This is a genomic window from Desulfuromonas sp. CSMB_57 (genome assembly GCF_020194955.2).
Classification (GTDB): Bacteria; Desulfobacterota; Desulfuromonadia; order Desulfuromonadales; family Syntrophotaleaceae; genus JAFCIY02.
This window is the reverse complement of sequence record NZ_JAFCIY020000031.1, coordinates 1-16,208: the sequence shown is the minus strand read 5'-3', so window position 1 is coordinate 16,208 and position 16,208 is coordinate 1. Positions and strand designations below refer to the sequence as shown.

The 16,208-nt window shown below is 57.0% G+C and carries 14 protein-coding genes and 1 pseudogene; 14 read left to right on the top strand and 1 reads right to left on the bottom strand.

Annotated features, from left to right (window positions below; all coding sequences use genetic code 11):
- The first annotated feature begins 53 nt into the window (after positions 1 to 53).
- Positions 54 to 2,408 (top strand): bifunctional diguanylate cyclase/phosphodiesterase, encoded by a 2,355-nt coding sequence (locus JQN68_RS09590; protein ID WP_225073634.1) that lies wholly within the window; start codon positions 54 to 56, stop codon positions 2,406 to 2,408.
- Positions 2,409 to 2,430: 22 nt separating this feature from the next.
- Here JQN68_RS09590 and JQN68_RS09585 read toward each other — a convergent pair whose 3' ends face one another.
- Positions 2,431 to 4,446 carry a sigma-54-dependent Fis family transcriptional regulator gene (locus JQN68_RS09585; protein WP_249621150.1) on the bottom strand — a complete coding sequence of 672 codons (2,016 nt, stop codon included), beginning with the start codon at positions 4,444 to 4,446 and terminating at the stop codon, positions 2,431 to 2,433.
- A 679-nt stretch (positions 4,447 to 5,125) separates the two neighbouring features.
- Between JQN68_RS09585 and JQN68_RS09580 the strand changes: the two genes are divergently transcribed.
- The 13 genes and pseudogenes from JQN68_RS09580 to JQN68_RS14745 all read left to right on the top strand — a co-directional run.
- Positions 5,126 to 6,112 (top strand): DUF7973 family transport facilitator, encoded by a 987-nt coding sequence (locus JQN68_RS09580; RefSeq protein ID WP_225073632.1) that lies wholly within the window; start codon positions 5,126 to 5,128, stop codon positions 6,110 to 6,112.
- 68 nt (positions 6,113 to 6,180) lie between these two features.
- Positions 6,181 to 7,254 (top strand): 2,3-butanediol dehydrogenase, encoded by a 1,074-nt coding sequence (locus tag JQN68_RS09575; RefSeq protein ID WP_225073631.1) that lies wholly within the window; start codon positions 6,181 to 6,183, stop codon positions 7,252 to 7,254.
- Between the two features lie 90 nt (positions 7,255 to 7,344).
- Positions 7,345 to 7,680 (top strand): hypothetical protein, encoded by a 336-nt coding sequence (locus tag JQN68_RS09570; RefSeq protein ID WP_225073630.1) that lies wholly within the window; start codon positions 7,345 to 7,347, stop codon positions 7,678 to 7,680.
- 22 nt (positions 7,681 to 7,702) lie between these two features.
- A complete protein-coding gene (locus JQN68_RS09565; RefSeq protein WP_225073629.1) occupies positions 7,703 to 8,005 on the top strand; it encodes a DUF6506 family protein in 303 nt (100 codons plus the stop codon).
- 75 nt (positions 8,006 to 8,080) lie between these two features.
- Positions 8,081 to 8,575, top strand: a complete 495-nt coding sequence (locus JQN68_RS09560) for a VOC family protein (RefSeq protein ID WP_225073628.1) — start codon at positions 8,081 to 8,083, stop codon at positions 8,573 to 8,575.
- Positions 8,576 to 8,676: 101 nt separating this feature from the next.
- Positions 8,677 to 9,480 carry a glucose 1-dehydrogenase gene (locus JQN68_RS09555; RefSeq protein WP_225073627.1) on the top strand — a complete coding sequence of 268 codons (804 nt, stop codon included), beginning with the start codon at positions 8,677 to 8,679 and terminating at the stop codon, positions 9,478 to 9,480.
- Between the two features lie 100 nt (positions 9,481 to 9,580).
- Positions 9,581 to 9,880, top strand: a complete 300-nt coding sequence (locus JQN68_RS09550; protein WP_225073626.1) for a putative quinol monooxygenase — start codon at positions 9,581 to 9,583, stop codon at positions 9,878 to 9,880.
- Between the two features lie 54 nt (positions 9,881 to 9,934).
- On the top strand, positions 9,935 to 10,270 hold the full coding sequence (locus tag JQN68_RS09545; RefSeq protein WP_249621149.1) for a DUF190 domain-containing protein: 336 nt from the start codon (positions 9,935 to 9,937) through the stop codon (positions 10,268 to 10,270).
- 141 nt (positions 10,271 to 10,411) lie between these two features.
- Positions 10,412 to 11,287: a transporter gene (locus JQN68_RS09540; RefSeq protein WP_249621148.1), complete on the top strand. Its 876-nt coding sequence runs from the start codon at positions 10,412 to 10,414 to the stop codon at positions 11,285 to 11,287.
- 288 nt (positions 11,288 to 11,575) lie between these two features.
- Positions 11,576 to 13,594: a sigma-54-dependent Fis family transcriptional regulator gene (locus JQN68_RS09535; protein ID WP_249621147.1), complete on the top strand. Its 2,019-nt coding sequence runs from the start codon at positions 11,576 to 11,578 to the stop codon at positions 13,592 to 13,594.
- A 376-nt stretch (positions 13,595 to 13,970) separates the two neighbouring features.
- The gene (gene thiC, locus JQN68_RS09530; RefSeq protein ID WP_249621146.1) at positions 13,971 to 15,701 is read left to right on the top strand and encodes a phosphomethylpyrimidine synthase ThiC; all 1,731 of its coding nucleotides are present in this window, start codon (positions 13,971 to 13,973) and stop codon (positions 15,699 to 15,701) included.
- A gap of 41 nt (positions 15,702 to 15,742) precedes the next feature.
- Positions 15,743 to 15,943, top strand: a complete 201-nt coding sequence (gene thiS / locus JQN68_RS09525) for a sulfur carrier protein ThiS (protein ID WP_225073966.1) — start codon at positions 15,743 to 15,745, stop codon at positions 15,941 to 15,943.
- A 168-nt stretch (positions 15,944 to 16,111) separates the two neighbouring features.
- Positions 16,112 to 16,208 (top strand): annotated as a pseudogene (locus tag JQN68_RS14745) (thiazole synthase); the annotation flags it as partial.

Sequence of the window (16,208 nt, the reverse complement as noted above, 5' to 3'; positions counted from 1 at the left end):
CCAAGTGATTCCAGGCAGCAGAAATCCCCTTAGTGACCCCGGAAAGGAAGGACATGAGCCTGAGGTGGCGCACGCTGCTGAATGTGGCCTTGACCCTCGTGGTGCTGCTGGCGGTGCTTTATTTGGCCTCTTCGACTCTGCTGCTGGAGGGTGTCGAATCGCTGGAAATAGCCGGAATGGAAAGAGAATTGGCACGAGCCCGGGCCGCCGTGATCATGAACCTGCGTGCCATGGAGTTGATCGTTGAAGATTGGGCGCACTGGGATGACACCTACGAGTTCATGGTCCAACGGCAGGCTTCCTATGGCAGCAATCTCGTGCCCGAATCACTCGCGACTCTGGACCTCGATTACCTCCTGTTCTTCGATCCGGGCGGCAACCTGATTGCAGGCGGCGGTTTGACGGAGGACAACGAAATCCAGGAGCCTTCCTCAAAGCTGTTAGAGGAGATTTGGTTGGCATTTGCCGAAAATGGGCTGGTCCGAAAAGGGATGATCCAATCGGGCCAGTACCCCCTGCTGGTGGCGGCGGCACGAATACTGACCAACGAAGGCAAGGGGCCGGGTCGCGGTTTTCTGGTCATGGCCCGGCATCTGACCCCGGCCCGGCTGCAACGCTTGGAGGAGGGCGTCCAACTCCATCTTTCCCTGCTGCCGGTTGACCCGACTTCGGGCCTGACAGCCGAAGAACCGATGGCGATTCAAGTATCCGGGGATGGACGGATTTGGGGTGATGTCCTGTTGACGGATCCTGACGGTGGTCCGGTGGCGGCTCTGCGCGTGTTGGAACAACGTCGCTTCTACCAGCAGGGACAAGTTTGGCGACGTGTCATCATGCTGACTCTGGCCCTGGCCGGGCTGGTCTTCATGGGAGTGGTCTGGTGGCTTCTGGAACGGCTGTTTTTGTCCCGGTTGGCCCGTATGGACCGCGCTATCCACGGCATTCGACGCCTTGGAACCGGCGAAGCGCGGGTGCCGGTGGAAGGCGACAATGAATTGGACCGCCTGGCCGTCGCCATCAATGAAACTCTCGACGCCCTGCAGGAAACCCAGGAAAAATGGCAGCACGACGCCTTGCATGATCCCCTCACCGGCATTGCCAATCGGACCCTGTTCCTGCAGCATCTCGGCGCCGCTTTGGAGCGGGCCCGAAACACGCCCGAGGCCTGCCTGGCATTGCTGATGATCGATATCGATCATTTCAAAAAGATCAATGACAGTTACGGCCACCTGGTCGGGGACGAATTTCTGCTGACCATCACCCGGCGTATCTCCGGGGTGCTGCGCTCCACGGACCTGCTTGCCCGCTTCGGTGGCGACGAATTTGCGGTGCTCCTCGAGGCGGTTGGCGATACCGGGGAAGCCTTGGCCTGCGCCGAACGGATTCGGGAGGCCTTGTGTCGACCCATTCCCTGGGAAGTACATACCTTTCACGTCTCCGCCAGCCTTGGCGTGGCCCTTGATGTTGGCGGCACCACCACCGCCGTGCAGTTGCTGCGCGAGGCCGATACGGCCATGTATCGTGCTAAACAACAGGGGCGCAATTGCTGCATGCTGTTCGATGCGGGCATGCATGACGAGGTGGTTTATCGCCTGGAGATCGAAAACGAACTGCGACAGGGCCTGGAGCGGGGTGAACTGCGGGCTTATTTTCAACCCTGTTTCGACCTGCCTTCCGGTGGTATCCGGGGCTTTGAGGCACTGGTCCGCTGGGCTCATCCGACTCGGGGCTTGCTGACTCCGGATCAGTTCATCGCGGTTGCCGAAGGTGCCGGATTGATCCATGCCGTCGATGGCTGGATGCTGGAGGAAGCGTGTCGCTGCCTGATGCAATGGCGGGAGGAGTTGAATCCGCCGAGGGCCCTTTCCATGTCCGTCAATCTGTCCTGCACGGAATTGAATCCACGTCACTTGGGACCGTTGGTCAGGGATGTCCTGCGGCGCAACTCCCTGGCCGGCGCCAACCTTTTTCTCGAAGTCACGGAAAGCGCCCTGAGCCTGCCGGAGGAGGAATTTGTCCAGCAACTGCACGGGTTGAAGGACCTCGGCGTGCGTTTGTCCCTGGACGACTTCGGCACCGGCCACTCCTCCCTCAGTCGTCTGCACCGCATGCCATTCGATGAGCTGAAAATCGACCGCTCCTTTATCGCCAACCTGGACCAAGGCGATGTGGCCATTGCCCAGACCATCATTGTCCTGGCTCACAGCCTCGGCATGAAGGTGGTGGCCGAAGGGATCGAAACGGAAAGGCAATTGGCCATTCTGCGGGAGTTGGGTTGTGACGGCGCCCAGGGCTACCTTTTTTCCAAACCCTTGGACGAAGCGGCCGCGGCGCGTTTTCTCCGTGACCACCTGCAACCAGGCGAAGTGCAGCGGCTCGCAGAACACGGTTCGCCGCCGCAAAAATGATCGAACAGGCCGGGCCTCGGCTTCAGATCTTGTTGGGCGCAGTGATGCGATAGCGCTCCATCTTGCGATAAATGGTGGCCCGACTGATACCCACAGTGCGGGCCGCCCTGCTGACCTGCCATTTATGTTGGATCAAGGCCTGCACGATGGCTTCCCGCTCGGCCCGTTCAAGATGGTTGAGGTCATCAGCGGGGGCGGGCAGTACCGGTGCGGCCGGGCTTGCGGTCTGCGGCGCCGGAGCGATAGCGGGGGGCGGCGGCACGGTTTGCAGGTGGAGAACTGCGGAAATTTCCTCGGGAAGGTCATGTATGCCGATGCTCTGGCCGTCGCAGACCGCCAGGGCATAACGCAGGGCATTGCGCAGCTGGCGAATATTGCCGGGCCAGTCAAAGGCGGTCAGCAGCGCCATGGCCTCCGGGCCGATGCCGACGGAGGCCGTTTCCGCCTCGACTTCCAGGGCCAGGGCCGAATGGATGAGACGGGCCAGATCGCTTCTGTTCCGCAGGGGCGGCAGCTCGAAGGCGATGCCGTTCAAGCGGTAAAACAGGTCTTCGCGGAAGGCGCCGCTTGCCACCAGTTGGCGGATGTTCCGGTGGGTGGCGCAGATCACCTGGATGTCCACCGGGATGGCCCGGTCGCCGCCCAGGGGGATGACCTCTTTTTCCGCCAGCACCCGCAGCAGGCGCGGTTGGAGGCTGGCCGGCATGTCGCCGATTTCGTCCAGAAAAAGGGTGCCGCCGTCGGCCTGCAGCAGCTTGCCGCGCATGCCTTTGCTGCGCGCGCCGGTAAAGGCGCCGTCCGTATATCCGAACAACTCGCTTTCGATGAGGGATTCGGGAATGGCGGCGCAGTTGACGGCGACAAAGGGCTTGCCGGCGCGGCGGCTGGCGTTGTGGATGGCACGGGCAAAAACCTCCTTGCCGGTCCCGGTTTCCCCGAACAGCATGATGGAGATGTTTTTGTCCAGCACCCGTTTCATGCGCTCCACGTTGGCTTTCAGGGTTGCATCGGCTCCGGCCAGATAGTCCAGAGTGAGGCTGCCGTCGCGGGGTACGGAAGAAGGCCGGCGCGTAGAATTGATTCTTCCTGCCTGCGCCGGCGGCAGGTGCAGGGCCTGCGGCGCGCGCAGGCTGGCGTAGAAACCCTCGCCGCGATGGGTTCTGAGGGGGAAGACCAGGCCCGCCGAACTCTGAACCCGCTCGAAGTTCATGTCGAACAATTCCCCGATGTCCCGACCGATGATCCTGCCGTCGGCCAAAGCCGCGAGTGCCTCCAGGGTCTTGCGGGTACCGGCCAGCACCCGCCCCTCACCATCCAGGGCGAGGAGAAAGTCGTTGCGCACCTCGGCCAGCTCGCGGCAGCGATTCAGTTTAAGAATGTAGTGTTCGGGGAAATGGCTGCAAAAGTAAGCCGTCTCGATCATGTGCGCGGTCTGGATGACCAGTTGCAGGGTCAGGTGCTGACTGTCCTTGGACTCGGGGGAACGCAGGGCGGAGACGTCCAGAACGGCCAGCAATTGCCCTGAAGGATCGAAGATGGGCGCGGAGCTGCAGGTCAGTTCGGCATTCAGAGCGCGAAAATGTTCACCGTGGTGAATGGTCAGGGGTCGCTGTTCGATGAGGCCCGTACCGACGGAGCAGGTGCCTTCGTGACATTCGGTCCACACCGCTCCCAGATACAGACCCGCCTGCTTCCATTCCTTTTTAAAGCGATCTTCACCCCGCCAGTCCACGGTAATGCCCTGCGCGTCGCACAGCAGGGTGGAATAGCCCAAGTCGCAGACATGCCGATGCAGATTGTCGATGCCGGCCCGGGCAATGGACAGGAACTCCTCGATGGGTTGGCTGTATTCCCGCAGTTCCCGGGCGGTCAGAATCCGCACCTGGTTGGGGCGGGAAGGATCGATGCCGTGTTGCTGAAGACTGCGCTGCCAGGACTTTAAAACATCGGTTGCTACCGGTAGATTTTCCGATTCAGAGGGTTTTTCCACAAGGGAGATAATCTTTTCACAGTGCCGGCTGTGTTTGAAGTATCTCATGCACAATTCCTGTCGAAGTTAGAAACCAAAATCCTCACCCGCAATCAGCGGTGGCGGCACATATTTCAATCGAAGAAAATCCCAATTCAAGTTGCAGTACTTGGATCCTTGGTCGACTCCAAGGCACGCTCAAAAACACCACGGCGAGTAACATAGCATAGATCTCTGGTTTTTGTCTCCTGTTCAGGCGCGACATCTGTCTCACCACGAAACACACGCCTCATATCGGGGCAGGTGCCCATCGTCATGTATACCTCAAACACCAGACCGTAAACGATATCCGTTTTTTCGGATTTTTCCTAACTGCAGATAAAACAACAGTTTAAAAATGTAGATGGCGAAAATTTGGTGAAACGGAAGATTTGGTACATCCATTGCGAAATAGGCCAGGCAGCGAAGCCGTTTTACAAGCATGGTTCAACTCAGGCGCATTCAGGATGTACGGCGGTGGTGAGGGTCTAACCGGTTGACCAGAGATTTTTCACCCACTTGGGTGGTTTTCACGAAAGGAGGTTTTGGGGGAGGGAATTGACGGCGTGGGGGGGTTGAGAGTTCTGAGAAATGGAAAGAATGTACTGGATTGGCATGTGTTTGCTTATTCGTGCGGGGTTGAAGCCTGGCGGTTGGGAGATTTGGTACCCAATCACTCCTGTAAATGTCTAGCAAAAGGAAGCTTTACATGGAACCTTATAGCTTGAACACTCTGTTAATGGTTTTTGGTGGCGGTATCATCGGTGTAGCTCTGGGTGGGCTGTGGGCGGTAATCATTTGTGCCCTGATCGGTTTGCTGGGCATCGCCATCATCATGGCCGGAGGTACCGAATTCGTTCTGATGCAGGTCGCCTTTGGTCCCATCTTTGGTCCTCATGTCGGCGGATTCGGCGCCGGTCTGGCCGCCGCCGCTTACGCTGTGGCGCGTAAAAATCATCCTTCCGGGGCCGCCAAGGATATCCTGACCCCATTGCTGCATACCTCTTGGGATGTCATGGTGTTCGGTGGCCTGTTCTCTGTCGCCAGCCACCTGCTGCTGCAAGTGGTTGCAGCGACCCCGATTCTCAACCAGACCGATGGCATCGCCTTCGTGCTCATTACCATGACCCTTCTGGTTCGTCTGGTTTGGCTCAAGGAAATGCCTTGGGGCAACGCCGCGTCCATCAAAGAGCATGGGCTGATGAACACAAAAGGATATTCCATCTCCTGGGCCGGTTGGCAGTCTCCCTGGGGGCTCAATATCCCCATGAATTTCGGCGCGGCGATTTTTTCCGCCTCCATCGCCTATGGCCTGAAGACACAGCTTGACCCGATGGCGGCTGCGGGGCAGATTTCCGGTACCGCCGCCTTCGTGGCGCCCCTGCTCATTGGATGGTGTCTGGCCATCTTCATTCTTACGGCGTTGCAACTCGGTACCGGCAAGCTGCAGCAGGTTCCCATTGTCCATTGCCCGTCTATTATCGGCGCCTGGGTCTTTCTTTACACCGGATCGATTCTCGCCGCCGGCATTGCCGGAATCTTTGCCGGGATCGTTCAGGAATATTCGGCTCGGGTATTTTACAACCATGGCAGCAGCCACATCGATCCGCCGGCCTTATCCATCGGAATTTGCACCTTTTTGGTCAATATCATCATGAAGCCCGAGTTTCTCAATATGGCTGCCCTGTTCCAGTAGGCCGGCCTGGTTGCCCACATTATCCTGGTGCGAGAGCACCGCTTCGTCCACTGAAAGGGAGAACTACAATGGCAGAAACGATGAAAGCAGCAGTATGGCATGGCAAGAATGATATTCGTGTCGAAGATGTTCCGGTACCCGGGTTTCCTCAGCCTGGTGAAGTAAAGATCAAGGTGGAGTGGTGCGGTATCTGTGGGTCCGATCTGCATGAATATCTGGCCGGCCCGATCTTCATTCCGACTGCCGCCCATCCTCTCACCGGTCACAGCGGCAAGACCATCCTTGGTCATGAATTTACCGGTACGGTTGTCGAGGTCGGCGCCGGCGTGACCAATATCAAGGTCGGCGACCTGGTGGCTCCGGATGCCTGCCAGCACTGCGGCACCTGCCTGCCGTGCCGCCTGGGCCGTTACAACGTTTGTGAAAAGCTCGCCTTCACCGGCCTGATGGCCGACGGCGCCTTCGCCAAGTATGTCAACGTGCCGGCCAACATCTGCTACGTGCTGCCCCCGGGCTTCAATGCCGAAGCCGGTGCCCTCATCGAACCGCTGGCTACCGGCTTCAAAGCCGTGCGCCTGGCCGGCAGCGTGCTGGGTGAAACGGCCGTGGTATTCGGTGCCGGAACCATCGGCCTGGGTACCCTGATGTGCGCCAAGGCAGCCGGTGCCGGCAAGGTCATCGTGGTGGAAATGTCCGCCGCTCGCAAGGCCAAAGCCAAGGAGTGCGGTGCCGACGTGATCCTGGACCCGAAAGAATGCGACGTCATCGCCGAGATCAAGAAACTGACCGGCGGATCCGGCGCCGACGTGTCCTTCGAGTGCATCGGCCACAAACTGACCGCGCCTATGGCCATCGACGCCATTCGCAACTGCGGTCGGGCCGTCATCGTCGGCATTTTCGAGGAGCCGAGCTCCTTCAACTTCTTCAGCTTGAGCGCCACGGACAAGGTGGTTATCGGCACCCTGGCCTATACCCTGGATGATTTCAAGGGCGTGTCCGCCCTGTTGGCCAGCGGCCAGTTGGTGGCCGAGCCGTTGATCACCGGGAAAATCGAGCTGCAGGAAATCGTGAAAAACGGTTTTGATGAGCTGGTGAACAACAAGGAAAAGCACATCAAGATCATCGTCCGTCCGGCTGAGTAAACAGCAATATGGCGGCTCCCCGTTATTTTGCGGCGGGGAGCCGCTAGAGAAAAATTCCAAAAATTCTGTTTTGAAAAAATGGAACGAAAAATGTCAGCCCATATTGATGAAAAAGTCCTCGACAATCTTATTAAGTATGAATCTGTGGTCAAGCAACAGCTTTCCGACCTCGAAGATAGACTGTGGATTCAACTCGATTTCAATGTGATCCGAAAATATGATGACATAAAAAAAATGATATTAGAAATATCATCAATTGTTGATCTGGCATTTTGTATTTATGGCGAAAATTCAGGTGTAATGAAAATAAGACAAGACAAGGTAGATCCATCGAAGATTGATAAGTTGAATTCATTGGTTGGAAGAATTTCCAAAATCAACAAAAGAAAAATTGATTTTGAAAAATTATTGAAAATTGCGGTCTGACAAATACAAGGTGAGGCAGGATATGGCATTGAAAGCGGCTTTTATATTTCTTTCACCGAGCGCCGATGGGGAAAAGGACCGAACCGTTATCAAGACTCAAGAGGTCGAACTGACGACCGTCGGCGTGGCGGATTACGCCATGGCCGAAGCCGTTGCCGTCAAGTTGGCGGATGAGGGGATTGGGGCCATCGAACTCTGCGGCGGGTTCGGACATGAAGGTACGGCCCGCATGGTCAAGGCTGTTGGCGGACGCGCGGCGGTGGGCGTGGTCCGTTTCGATATACACCCCGGATTGGGGAATCAGAGCGGGGATGGCCTGTTTTGATACCGATATGGTTCGATGGGATGGATTCCCATTGATGCCATACAGTTTGCCAACTTTTGAACAAAGGAGTCGTAAATGGCTGCGAAACCGCTGTTCAGCAAGGTCTTGCAAATTGCCATGGTGGTCAAGGATTGCGATGCCGCCGTCAGAATCTGGGCCGACAAGTACGGCATCGGTCCCTGGAAAATTTACGAATTCAATCCCGATACCGTCCAGGACATGATCATTCGCGGGGAAAAGGTCGATTATGCCATGCGTCTGGCCCTGTGCGACATCGGAGGTGTGCAGTGGGAACTGATCCAGCCTAAAGACCACAAGAGCATTTATGCCGAATTTCTGCAGCAACACGGCGAAGGTCTGCATCATGTCGCATTCGGCACCGAGAACTACTCCGATGCCGTCAGGTTCTATGAGGAGCAAGGCTTGCCGGTGCTGCAGGGCGGGCATTGGCAGGGGCTGACCTACACCTATCTCGACTCCCTCAAGGATCTGAATCTGGTAGCTGAAATTTATGATCTCAAGCCTGATTTCGCATGGCCGGAACCGCAAGATGTGTATCCCGCCGAATAAGGCGGCGAAGGGAACGATTAGCCAGGCAGTTGACGGCCCAAGGTGGGCATGCCGTTTGGGTCGGTAAGACACCAAGGACATCTAACCTGAGGAGTGGAAACATGGCAAAGCTTGCAGGCAAGGTTGCAATCGTAACGGGAGCGGGTCGGGGTATCGGCAGAGGTATCGCATTGCGCTTGGCTGCCGACGGTGCCGCCGTCGTGGTCAGCGACATCATGTTCGATAATGCCCAGAAGGTGGCCGGCGAGATCGAGGCGGCGGGCGGCAAGGCCCTGGCCGTCAAGACCGACGTCACCAATGAAGCGGAAGTGACCGAGTTGGTGGAAAAGGCCGTTGAAAAATTCGGCAAGCTGGATGTCATGGTGGCCAATGCCGGCATCGGCATCGTCAAGCTGGGTGTCGATCATACCCCCGAGGATATCGATAAGCAACTGGCGGTTAACGTCAAGGGCGTGGTGCTGTGCGACAACGCTGCCGCGCGGCAGATGATCAAACAAGGTCATAAAGGATATCTGGGCAGCGGTGGCAAGATCATCAACTGCGCGAGCATCGCCGGGCATTCCGGTTTCGCCTTCCTGCCGGTATACAGCGCTTCCAAGTTTGCCGTTCGCGGCTACACCCAGGGCTTCGCCAAGGAAATGGCCCAGTACAAAATTACCGTCAACGGTTACTGCCCGGGTATTGTCGGCACTGACATGTGGGAACTCATCGACGAGAAAATCGGTGCCTACACGGGTGCTGCCAAGGGCGAAACCCTCAAGGCTTACGTCGACAGTGCCATTCTGGCCAAAGAGGTAGGGAATCCGGAGCAGGTTGCCGGGTATGTTTCCTTCCTGGCTTCCGACGACGCCGACTATATGACCGGCCAGTCGGTCATGATCGATGGCGGTATTGTCCTGGTGTAATTCATTGCCGGCCGGGAAGCTCCTGGCGAATGCGGGTGCTTCCCGGCAGTCTTGTCGCCTTGGGAACAAGGTCTAGGCGGAAATGGGAAGGAGGTTTAGCGTGGGCAACAAGAAATTGGTGGTGGTGGCTAAATTCAGGTCCAGAGCCGGCAAGGAGGCTTTGGTGGAGAAGGAACTGGCGGCTTTGTTGACTCCGACGCGCGCCGAGGCGGGCTGTTTGCAATACGATTGCCATCATTCGCCAGGCGATCCTGGTCTGTTCATGTTTTATGAAATCTGGAGCAATCGTGCCGCGCTCGACGAACATTTGCAGAAGCCCTATATCCAGTCTCTGCTTGCCAAGGCGGATGACCTGTTCGCTGAAGCACCTGAGATCCATTTTTTGGAAAAGCTGGCCTGAAACCCAACCTGGTTTGGGCCGGGATAACATCAAACACAATTCAATGGAGGTTCTATGAGTGCTGAAGGCAAGGGAAAACTTTTGAAAATCTATCTCAACGAAAATGCTCGTTATGAGGACAAGCCGCTCTATGAGGCAATCACTCAGAAAGTACTTGGAATGGGCATCGCCGGCTCCATGGTCTTCAGGGGTTTCGAAGGCTCTGGTTTCTGTTGTGTATCCTGTCGCACCCACGGTTTGGGCATGACCATCTCCAAGTGCCAACCGATGGTCATCGAATTTGTCGATACTGAAGAAAAGTTGAACGCTGCTGTTCCGATAGTTAAACAGATGCTCAAGTCTGGAGCCATGATTATGCAGGACGTGGATATATTGTTTAATCAGGCCTGATCACATTGAAAATTTTTGGCTAAACGTCTGTCCACGGGAAAGGAGGCATATCCGGACTGTACTATGATGTTGGAATTTAATTTATGTTAATTTGAAGAGAATTCATTTTCAGCAATAATTAGCTAATTTGATGGAGGCGGTATGATGGCGATAAGGAACAAGACACTAATTTTGTTTTTGTTTGCAACATTTTTGGCGGTCGGGAGTATCTCAAAAGTAAGTCAGTCGTTTGCAGCCGATGCGATTATTCCCTATAGCGTTATCGGGACAAACGAATACAATCTGCCCATGGATTTTGATAAACCTATCAACCTTCTGCTTTCCTACAATGTTTGGCAAAAGACCAATAGTTATTACGGTGCAGAAGGTCCTGATATGGATGTACTGGTTTCCGTAAATAAATTCGCGCGTCTTTTCAAGATCGACGGCATTGATAATGTCGGATTTCTCTGGGAAGCGGTACTCGGTTATGCCGGAGTGCTTGTGGAGAATGGCGACAACATTAACGGCATGATCGATCCACAGACCGGGGTGGTGGCCTGGATCAAGCCCACCGCTAACTGGACGACGATGCTTGAATACTGGCTGCATCTTCCCTGGGGCTCCAGCGATCTTTCCGATTCCGCCTTTGTGTCGGACTTTGCCTGGATGAATAACCATCAATGGGGTAACGTTGTTCTCGACTGGGATATCGGATACCGTTTGCGTGGTGATCAGCGTAAAGGTGGGCAACGAAACGAACTGGGAGACTCGGTGTTTGCCAACGCGGTTCTCACCTATAAAGTCAGCCCCCGTATCAATCCTGCCCTGCATATCGATTATGAAACTGCGGGATCCGGAAAGAACAAGAATACCGGTGAAACTATAGCCTCTTATGATCGGTTGCAGGTCGGTTTGGGCAACAGCATGAAGGTTTCGGACAAGTTGACCTTCGACATTTGGTACAGCAGAGGTATCGACGGAAGGAATGTTGCAAAAACCAACGCCCTTTACACCCGCTTTATCTGGGCCTTTTAAGAATCATAAAGTAAATTAAAGTTTCATGATTCGTTTTGAATCAGCCCTCTCCTGGATTATTCGGGGGAGGGCTGTTCGGCAATTTAAAAAAATTTTGAGTTAGCTAGGTTAATTGCCTGTTTCGTTTTTTAAGTGCCGGGGAAGAATGAAGGAAGGGGCGCAGCGCATGGAAAAATTTGACCGTTTGGTTCAATCGGCATGATTCAGAGGGCAGTTTAAATTCTGCAAAATCCAAAAAATTAGTGGCTGGATCCCATAGAATATGCACGGATTTCCGGGGAGGGAAAGATGGTGCGTTTCGATAGAAATCAGCACATCGATAAGATTTTTTCCTATATATCCGGCAATGCGCCGGAAGCGGACAGCACGGTTGAGAAACCCATTCTGCAATCCTGGGAGCGAAGCCTGCAGGAACATCGTATTGATCCGAGCCGCCCGACCAGGGTGCGGGTCCTGACCGCCGGAGAATTGCGGGATTATACTCAACCTCTGGAAAATTTTCTGCGCATCGCCAAGGCCGGCATCGATCGTCTGCACCGGCAGGTGTGCGAATTGGGCTATTCGGCCCTGCTGTGCGATTCCAACGGCGTGACGGTGGACTGGCGCGGCGATCAACGCCTGGCGCGGGAATGGAAAGACGCCGGATTATACCTGGGTTCGGTGTGGACCGAATGCCATGAAGGCACCTGTGCGGTCGGCACGGGGCTCATCGAAAAGCGTCCCATCACCATCCATCACGGCGAACATTTCCGTGCCCTCAACTCCCACCTGACCTGCAGTTCGGCGCCCATTTTCGATCCTTTCGGCAATTCCGTGGCCATTGTCGATGTTTCCGCGCTGCATTCGCCGGACGGTAAGGACAGCCAGCACCTGGCCCTGCAACTGGTCATGGAAACCGCCCGGATCATCGAATCGGCTTATTTTCTGCGCAAATTCGAGGACCAGTGGGTATTGAAAATCAGCCGGATGCGGGAGTTGGCCGAAGTCAACAGCGAATTTCTCCTGGCCCTGGACGGCCAGGGCGCCATCTTGGCCGCCGACCGCGCTTCGCACCGGGAGTTTGAGCAGGAAGCCGGTGGATCATTGGTCGGGCGGCAGGTCGGGGAACTGTTCGATGTCAACCTGGAGCAGTTGATGGTGCAGGCCGGGCAGTCCAATCTGGTCTTTCCCCTGCGGACCAGTCGGCGAGGGCGGCAGTATTTCGTGGCTCTCAGGTGCCCCCAGGCCATTTCCATCTCGCCGGTCGCCAAGGTGGTTGTACCCAGTGTGTCGCCGGCCACGGCTCCCAAGCCGGGAACCGTACTCGATCTGGACTATCTGGCCGGCGCCGATCCCGGTCTGCAGGATGCCGTGGCCCGCATGAAGCGGGTCATGAACAAGAACATTCCGATTCTGCTCAACGGGGAAACCGGGACCGGCAAGGAGATGTTCGCCCGCGCCATCCATCACGGCAGTCGTCGTTCCCAAAAACCCTTTATTGCCGTGAATTGCGCCGCCATCCCCGAATCCCTGATTGAGAGCGAGCTGTTCGGTTACAAGGAAGGCGCCTTTACCGGCGCGCGCAGCAAGGGCATGCGGGGCAAGATTCTGCAGTCCGACGGCGGCACCCTGTTCCTGGATGAAATCGGCGATATGCCGGCCAGCCTGCAGCCGCGCCTGCTGCGGGTCCTGGCGGAAAAGGAAGTCACTCCCCTTGGCGGCGACACGCCCATTCCCGTGGATCTGCAGGTCATCTGCGCTACTCATCGCGGCATTCAGGGCATGGTGGCCAGCGGCGAATTCCGGGAAGATCTTTATTATCGGCTCAACGGGGTTTCCTTCGAACTGCCGCCTCTGCGGCGGCGGGCCGATATCGCCAATCTGATTCATCAGGCCTTGGCCATCGAAGCGGCGGAAGAGGGCGGTGCCGTGGATCTGGATGAGGCGGCCATGGCCATTCTGGTCGCCTATCCCTGGCCGGGGAATGTGCGGCAGTTGCGCAATGTGCTGCGCTATGCCTTGGCGGTGTGCGACCAAGGGGTGATCCGAATCGAGGACCTGCCGGAGGAGGTGCGTTGTTCTCCCGCTCCGGCGTTGCCCGACGGGCCTCCGGTGCCGCCACAGGCTGTATTGCAACTTCCCCTGCGCGACACGGTTTCGATGCCACCCAGCAATACCATGGAAGAAGCGGAGCGAAACGTCATACTCAACGCCTTGGTCCACCACCGCTGGCAGGTAACCCTGGCGGCCCGGGAGATCGGCATCAGTCGGGCGACCCTGTACCGGAAGATGGAAAAGTTCAACATCGTTCCGCCCAACAAGCGCTAGGCCAGGGTCGTAATTTGTGCAGAAAGGGACCTCGGGGCCGTCGGGCAGGTGTTGCACCACATGGTGAGACAGGTGTCTCAAAGACCTGTCGCAATCCTTGGTCGGAATGGACAGGGCCTGCTTTGGGGGCCGCCGATTTTCTTTCGTTGTGCTTTCGAAGAAGGAAAATACCTAGTGCTGTCGGCATGTTGGAGCTTTGTTTCGGTTATCGAGAAAAGGCATGGTGATTGCGCAGGGGGTTGGCTTGCTTTTTGCCTTTTTGTTATACGGCATCCTTCGTCGGAGCGAACCGCATGCGTCTATTTACCAAAGCGTGCATCCAAGTTGCACGGTTCGCTTCCAAGCAACGGCCCACATCATCCAGTAAGGATTAACCATGAAGCATAACAGTGCAACGCTTTCCAACCGAGGTCTTTCCATCACCCATCCGCCGGCGGCCGCAGGAGGCCGCAAAATATATGTCGAGGGCTCCCGCCGGGATCTGCGCGTACCCATGCGCGAACTCGTTTTCAGCGGGACGCCCGGGGCGGCTGAAGAGACCCTTTGCCTCTACGATACCTCCGGCCCTTACTCCGATCCCGAGGTCACCATCAACTTGGGTCAGGGCTTGCCTCCATTGCGGCGGGACTGGATCGAGGAGCGCGGCGATACCGAGCTGGTCGCTTCGGATACCCTTGCGAACGGAACCGGTGTGCCGCAACGGAGCCCGCGTCGTGCCCGGTCGGGGAATACGGTGACCCAGATGGCCTATGCCCGGCAAGGCATCGTCACCCCGGAAATGGAATTTGTCGCCATCCGTGAAAACCAGCGCCGGGAAACCCTTTCGGAACTGCTGCTGCGGCAGCATCCCGGCGATGGCCGGGGTGCCGCCATTCCGGAGGCCATCACGCCCGAATTCGTCCGCGACGAGGTTGCAGCAGGGCGGGCCATCATTCCCTGCAACATCAACCATCCGGAAACGGAGCCCATGATCATCGGCCGCAATTTTTTGGTCAAGATCAATGCCAATATCGGCAACTCGGCCCTGTCTTCCTGCATTGGCGACGAGGTGGAGAAAATGGTCTGGGCCATCCGCTGGGGCGCCGATACGGTGATGGATTTGTCCACTGGCGCTGATATCCATGAAACCCGGGAATGGATTCTGCGCAACTGCCCGGTGCCCGTGGGCACCGTGCCCCTCTACCAGGCCCTGGAGAAGGTCGGGGGCCAGGCGGAGGCCCTCAACTGGGAGGTGTTTCGCGAAACTTTGATTGAGCAGGCGCAACAGGGGGTAGACTATTTCACCATTCATGCCGGGGTGCGTCTGGCCCATCTGCCCCTGGCGGAGCGCCGCCTGACGGGCATCGTCTCGCGCGGCGGGTCCATCATGGCCAAATGGTGTCGTGCTCACGGTCAGGAGAGTTTCCTGTATACCCGGTTTGAGGAGATCTGTGAGATCCTCAAGGCCTATGACGTGGCCTTCTCCCTGGGGGACGGTTTGCGGCCCGGCTCCATTCATGACGCCAACGACGCGGCCCAGATTGCCGAGTTGAAGACTCTCGGCGAACTGACCCGCATCGCCTGGCAACATGAGGTACAGACCATGATTGAGGGTCCGGGGCATGTGCCCCTGCATATGATCCAGGAGAACATGATCCTGCAGCAGCAGTATTGCCACGATGCTCCCTTTTATACCCTCGGACCTTTGGTGACGGATGTGGCGGCCGGTTACGATCACATCAATTCCGCCATCGGCGGGGCGCTGATGGCCTGGTGCGGTACCGCCATGCTGTGCTATGTGACGCCTAAGGAGCATCTCGGTCTGCCCGATCGGAATGACGTCCGGGAAGGCATCGTGGCCCACAAGATCGCTGCCCATGCGGCGGATCTGGCCAAAGGCCATCCGGGAGCTCAGGCGCGCGACAATGCCATGTCCAGGGCCCGTTACGAGTTCCGCTGGCACGATCAATTCAGCCTCTGCCTGGACCCGGAGCGGGCTCGGGAAATCCGTGAGACCACCCTGCCGGCGGATGTGGCGGGCAAGGAGCATTACTGCTCCATGTGCGGTCCGGATTTTTGCTCCATGAAGATCTCGCGCAGCCTGCTGTCGGGTTCGACGAAAGCCTAGGCATCCTGACGGGGGCGAAACCGGGGAAGGGGAAAGTGCAGATGGAGATTACCGTGAATGGCCGCGCCCGCGACTGCTCGGCGGGGACGACGTTGTCCGGATTGCTCGAGTGTCTGGAGCTCGACCCGGCCCGGGTCGCCGTGGAATACAACGGCGCCATTGTCACCCAATATACTTTTGCCACCACGCAGCTGGCCGACGGCGACCGGTTGGAGATCGTCCAGTTCGTGGGCGGCGGCTGATGCTCCGCCGGGAAAGCTGTTGGTTGTTGTTGGCGAACTTTGCGGCGAGTACGAGTACGAGTACGATTACGATTTCGAGTACGAGTACGAGTACGAGTGCGATTACGGGTACGAGTGCGACAACGATCACGACTACATGACCAGAGCAGTTCGATAAAGGATACTACCATGGATGAACTGATTATTGCCGGCCGTCCCTTTGCCTCCCGGCTGTTGGCCGGTACCGGCAAATTCGCCTCCCACGCCCTGATGGCCGCGGCCCTGG

Excerpts from the sequence above, each read along its gene's own strand:
- JQN68_RS09590 (WP_225073634.1), top strand. The coding sequence starts at position 54 with ATGAGCCTGAGGTGGCGCACGCTGCTGAATGTGGCCTTGACCCTCGTG.
- JQN68_RS09585 (WP_249621150.1), bottom strand. The coding sequence starts at position 4,446 with ATGAGATACTTCAAACACAGCCGGCACTGTGAAAAGATTATCTCCCTT.
- JQN68_RS09580 (WP_225073632.1), top strand. The coding sequence starts at position 5,126 with ATGGAACCTTATAGCTTGAACACTCTGTTAATGGTTTTTGGTGGCGGT.
- JQN68_RS09575 (WP_225073631.1), top strand. The coding sequence starts at position 6,181 with ATGGCAGAAACGATGAAAGCAGCAGTATGGCATGGCAAGAATGATATT.
- JQN68_RS09570 (WP_225073630.1), top strand. The coding sequence starts at position 7,345 with ATGTCAGCCCATATTGATGAAAAAGTCCTCGACAATCTTATTAAGTAT.
- JQN68_RS09565 (WP_225073629.1), top strand. The coding sequence starts at position 7,703 with ATGGCATTGAAAGCGGCTTTTATATTTCTTTCACCGAGCGCCGATGGG.
- JQN68_RS09560 (WP_225073628.1), top strand. The coding sequence starts at position 8,081 with ATGGCTGCGAAACCGCTGTTCAGCAAGGTCTTGCAAATTGCCATGGTG.
- JQN68_RS09555 (WP_225073627.1), top strand. The coding sequence starts at position 8,677 with ATGGCAAAGCTTGCAGGCAAGGTTGCAATCGTAACGGGAGCGGGTCGG.
- JQN68_RS09545 (WP_249621149.1), top strand. The coding sequence starts at position 9,935 with ATGAGTGCTGAAGGCAAGGGAAAACTTTTGAAAATCTATCTCAACGAA.
- JQN68_RS09540 (WP_249621148.1), top strand. The coding sequence starts at position 10,412 with ATGATGGCGATAAGGAACAAGACACTAATTTTGTTTTTGTTTGCAACA.
- JQN68_RS09535 (WP_249621147.1), top strand. The coding sequence starts at position 11,576 with ATGGTGCGTTTCGATAGAAATCAGCACATCGATAAGATTTTTTCCTAT.
- thiC (WP_249621146.1), top strand. The coding sequence starts at position 13,971 with ATGAAGCATAACAGTGCAACGCTTTCCAACCGAGGTCTTTCCATCACC.
- thiS (WP_225073966.1), top strand. The coding sequence starts at position 15,743 with ATGGAGATTACCGTGAATGGCCGCGCCCGCGACTGCTCGGCGGGGACG.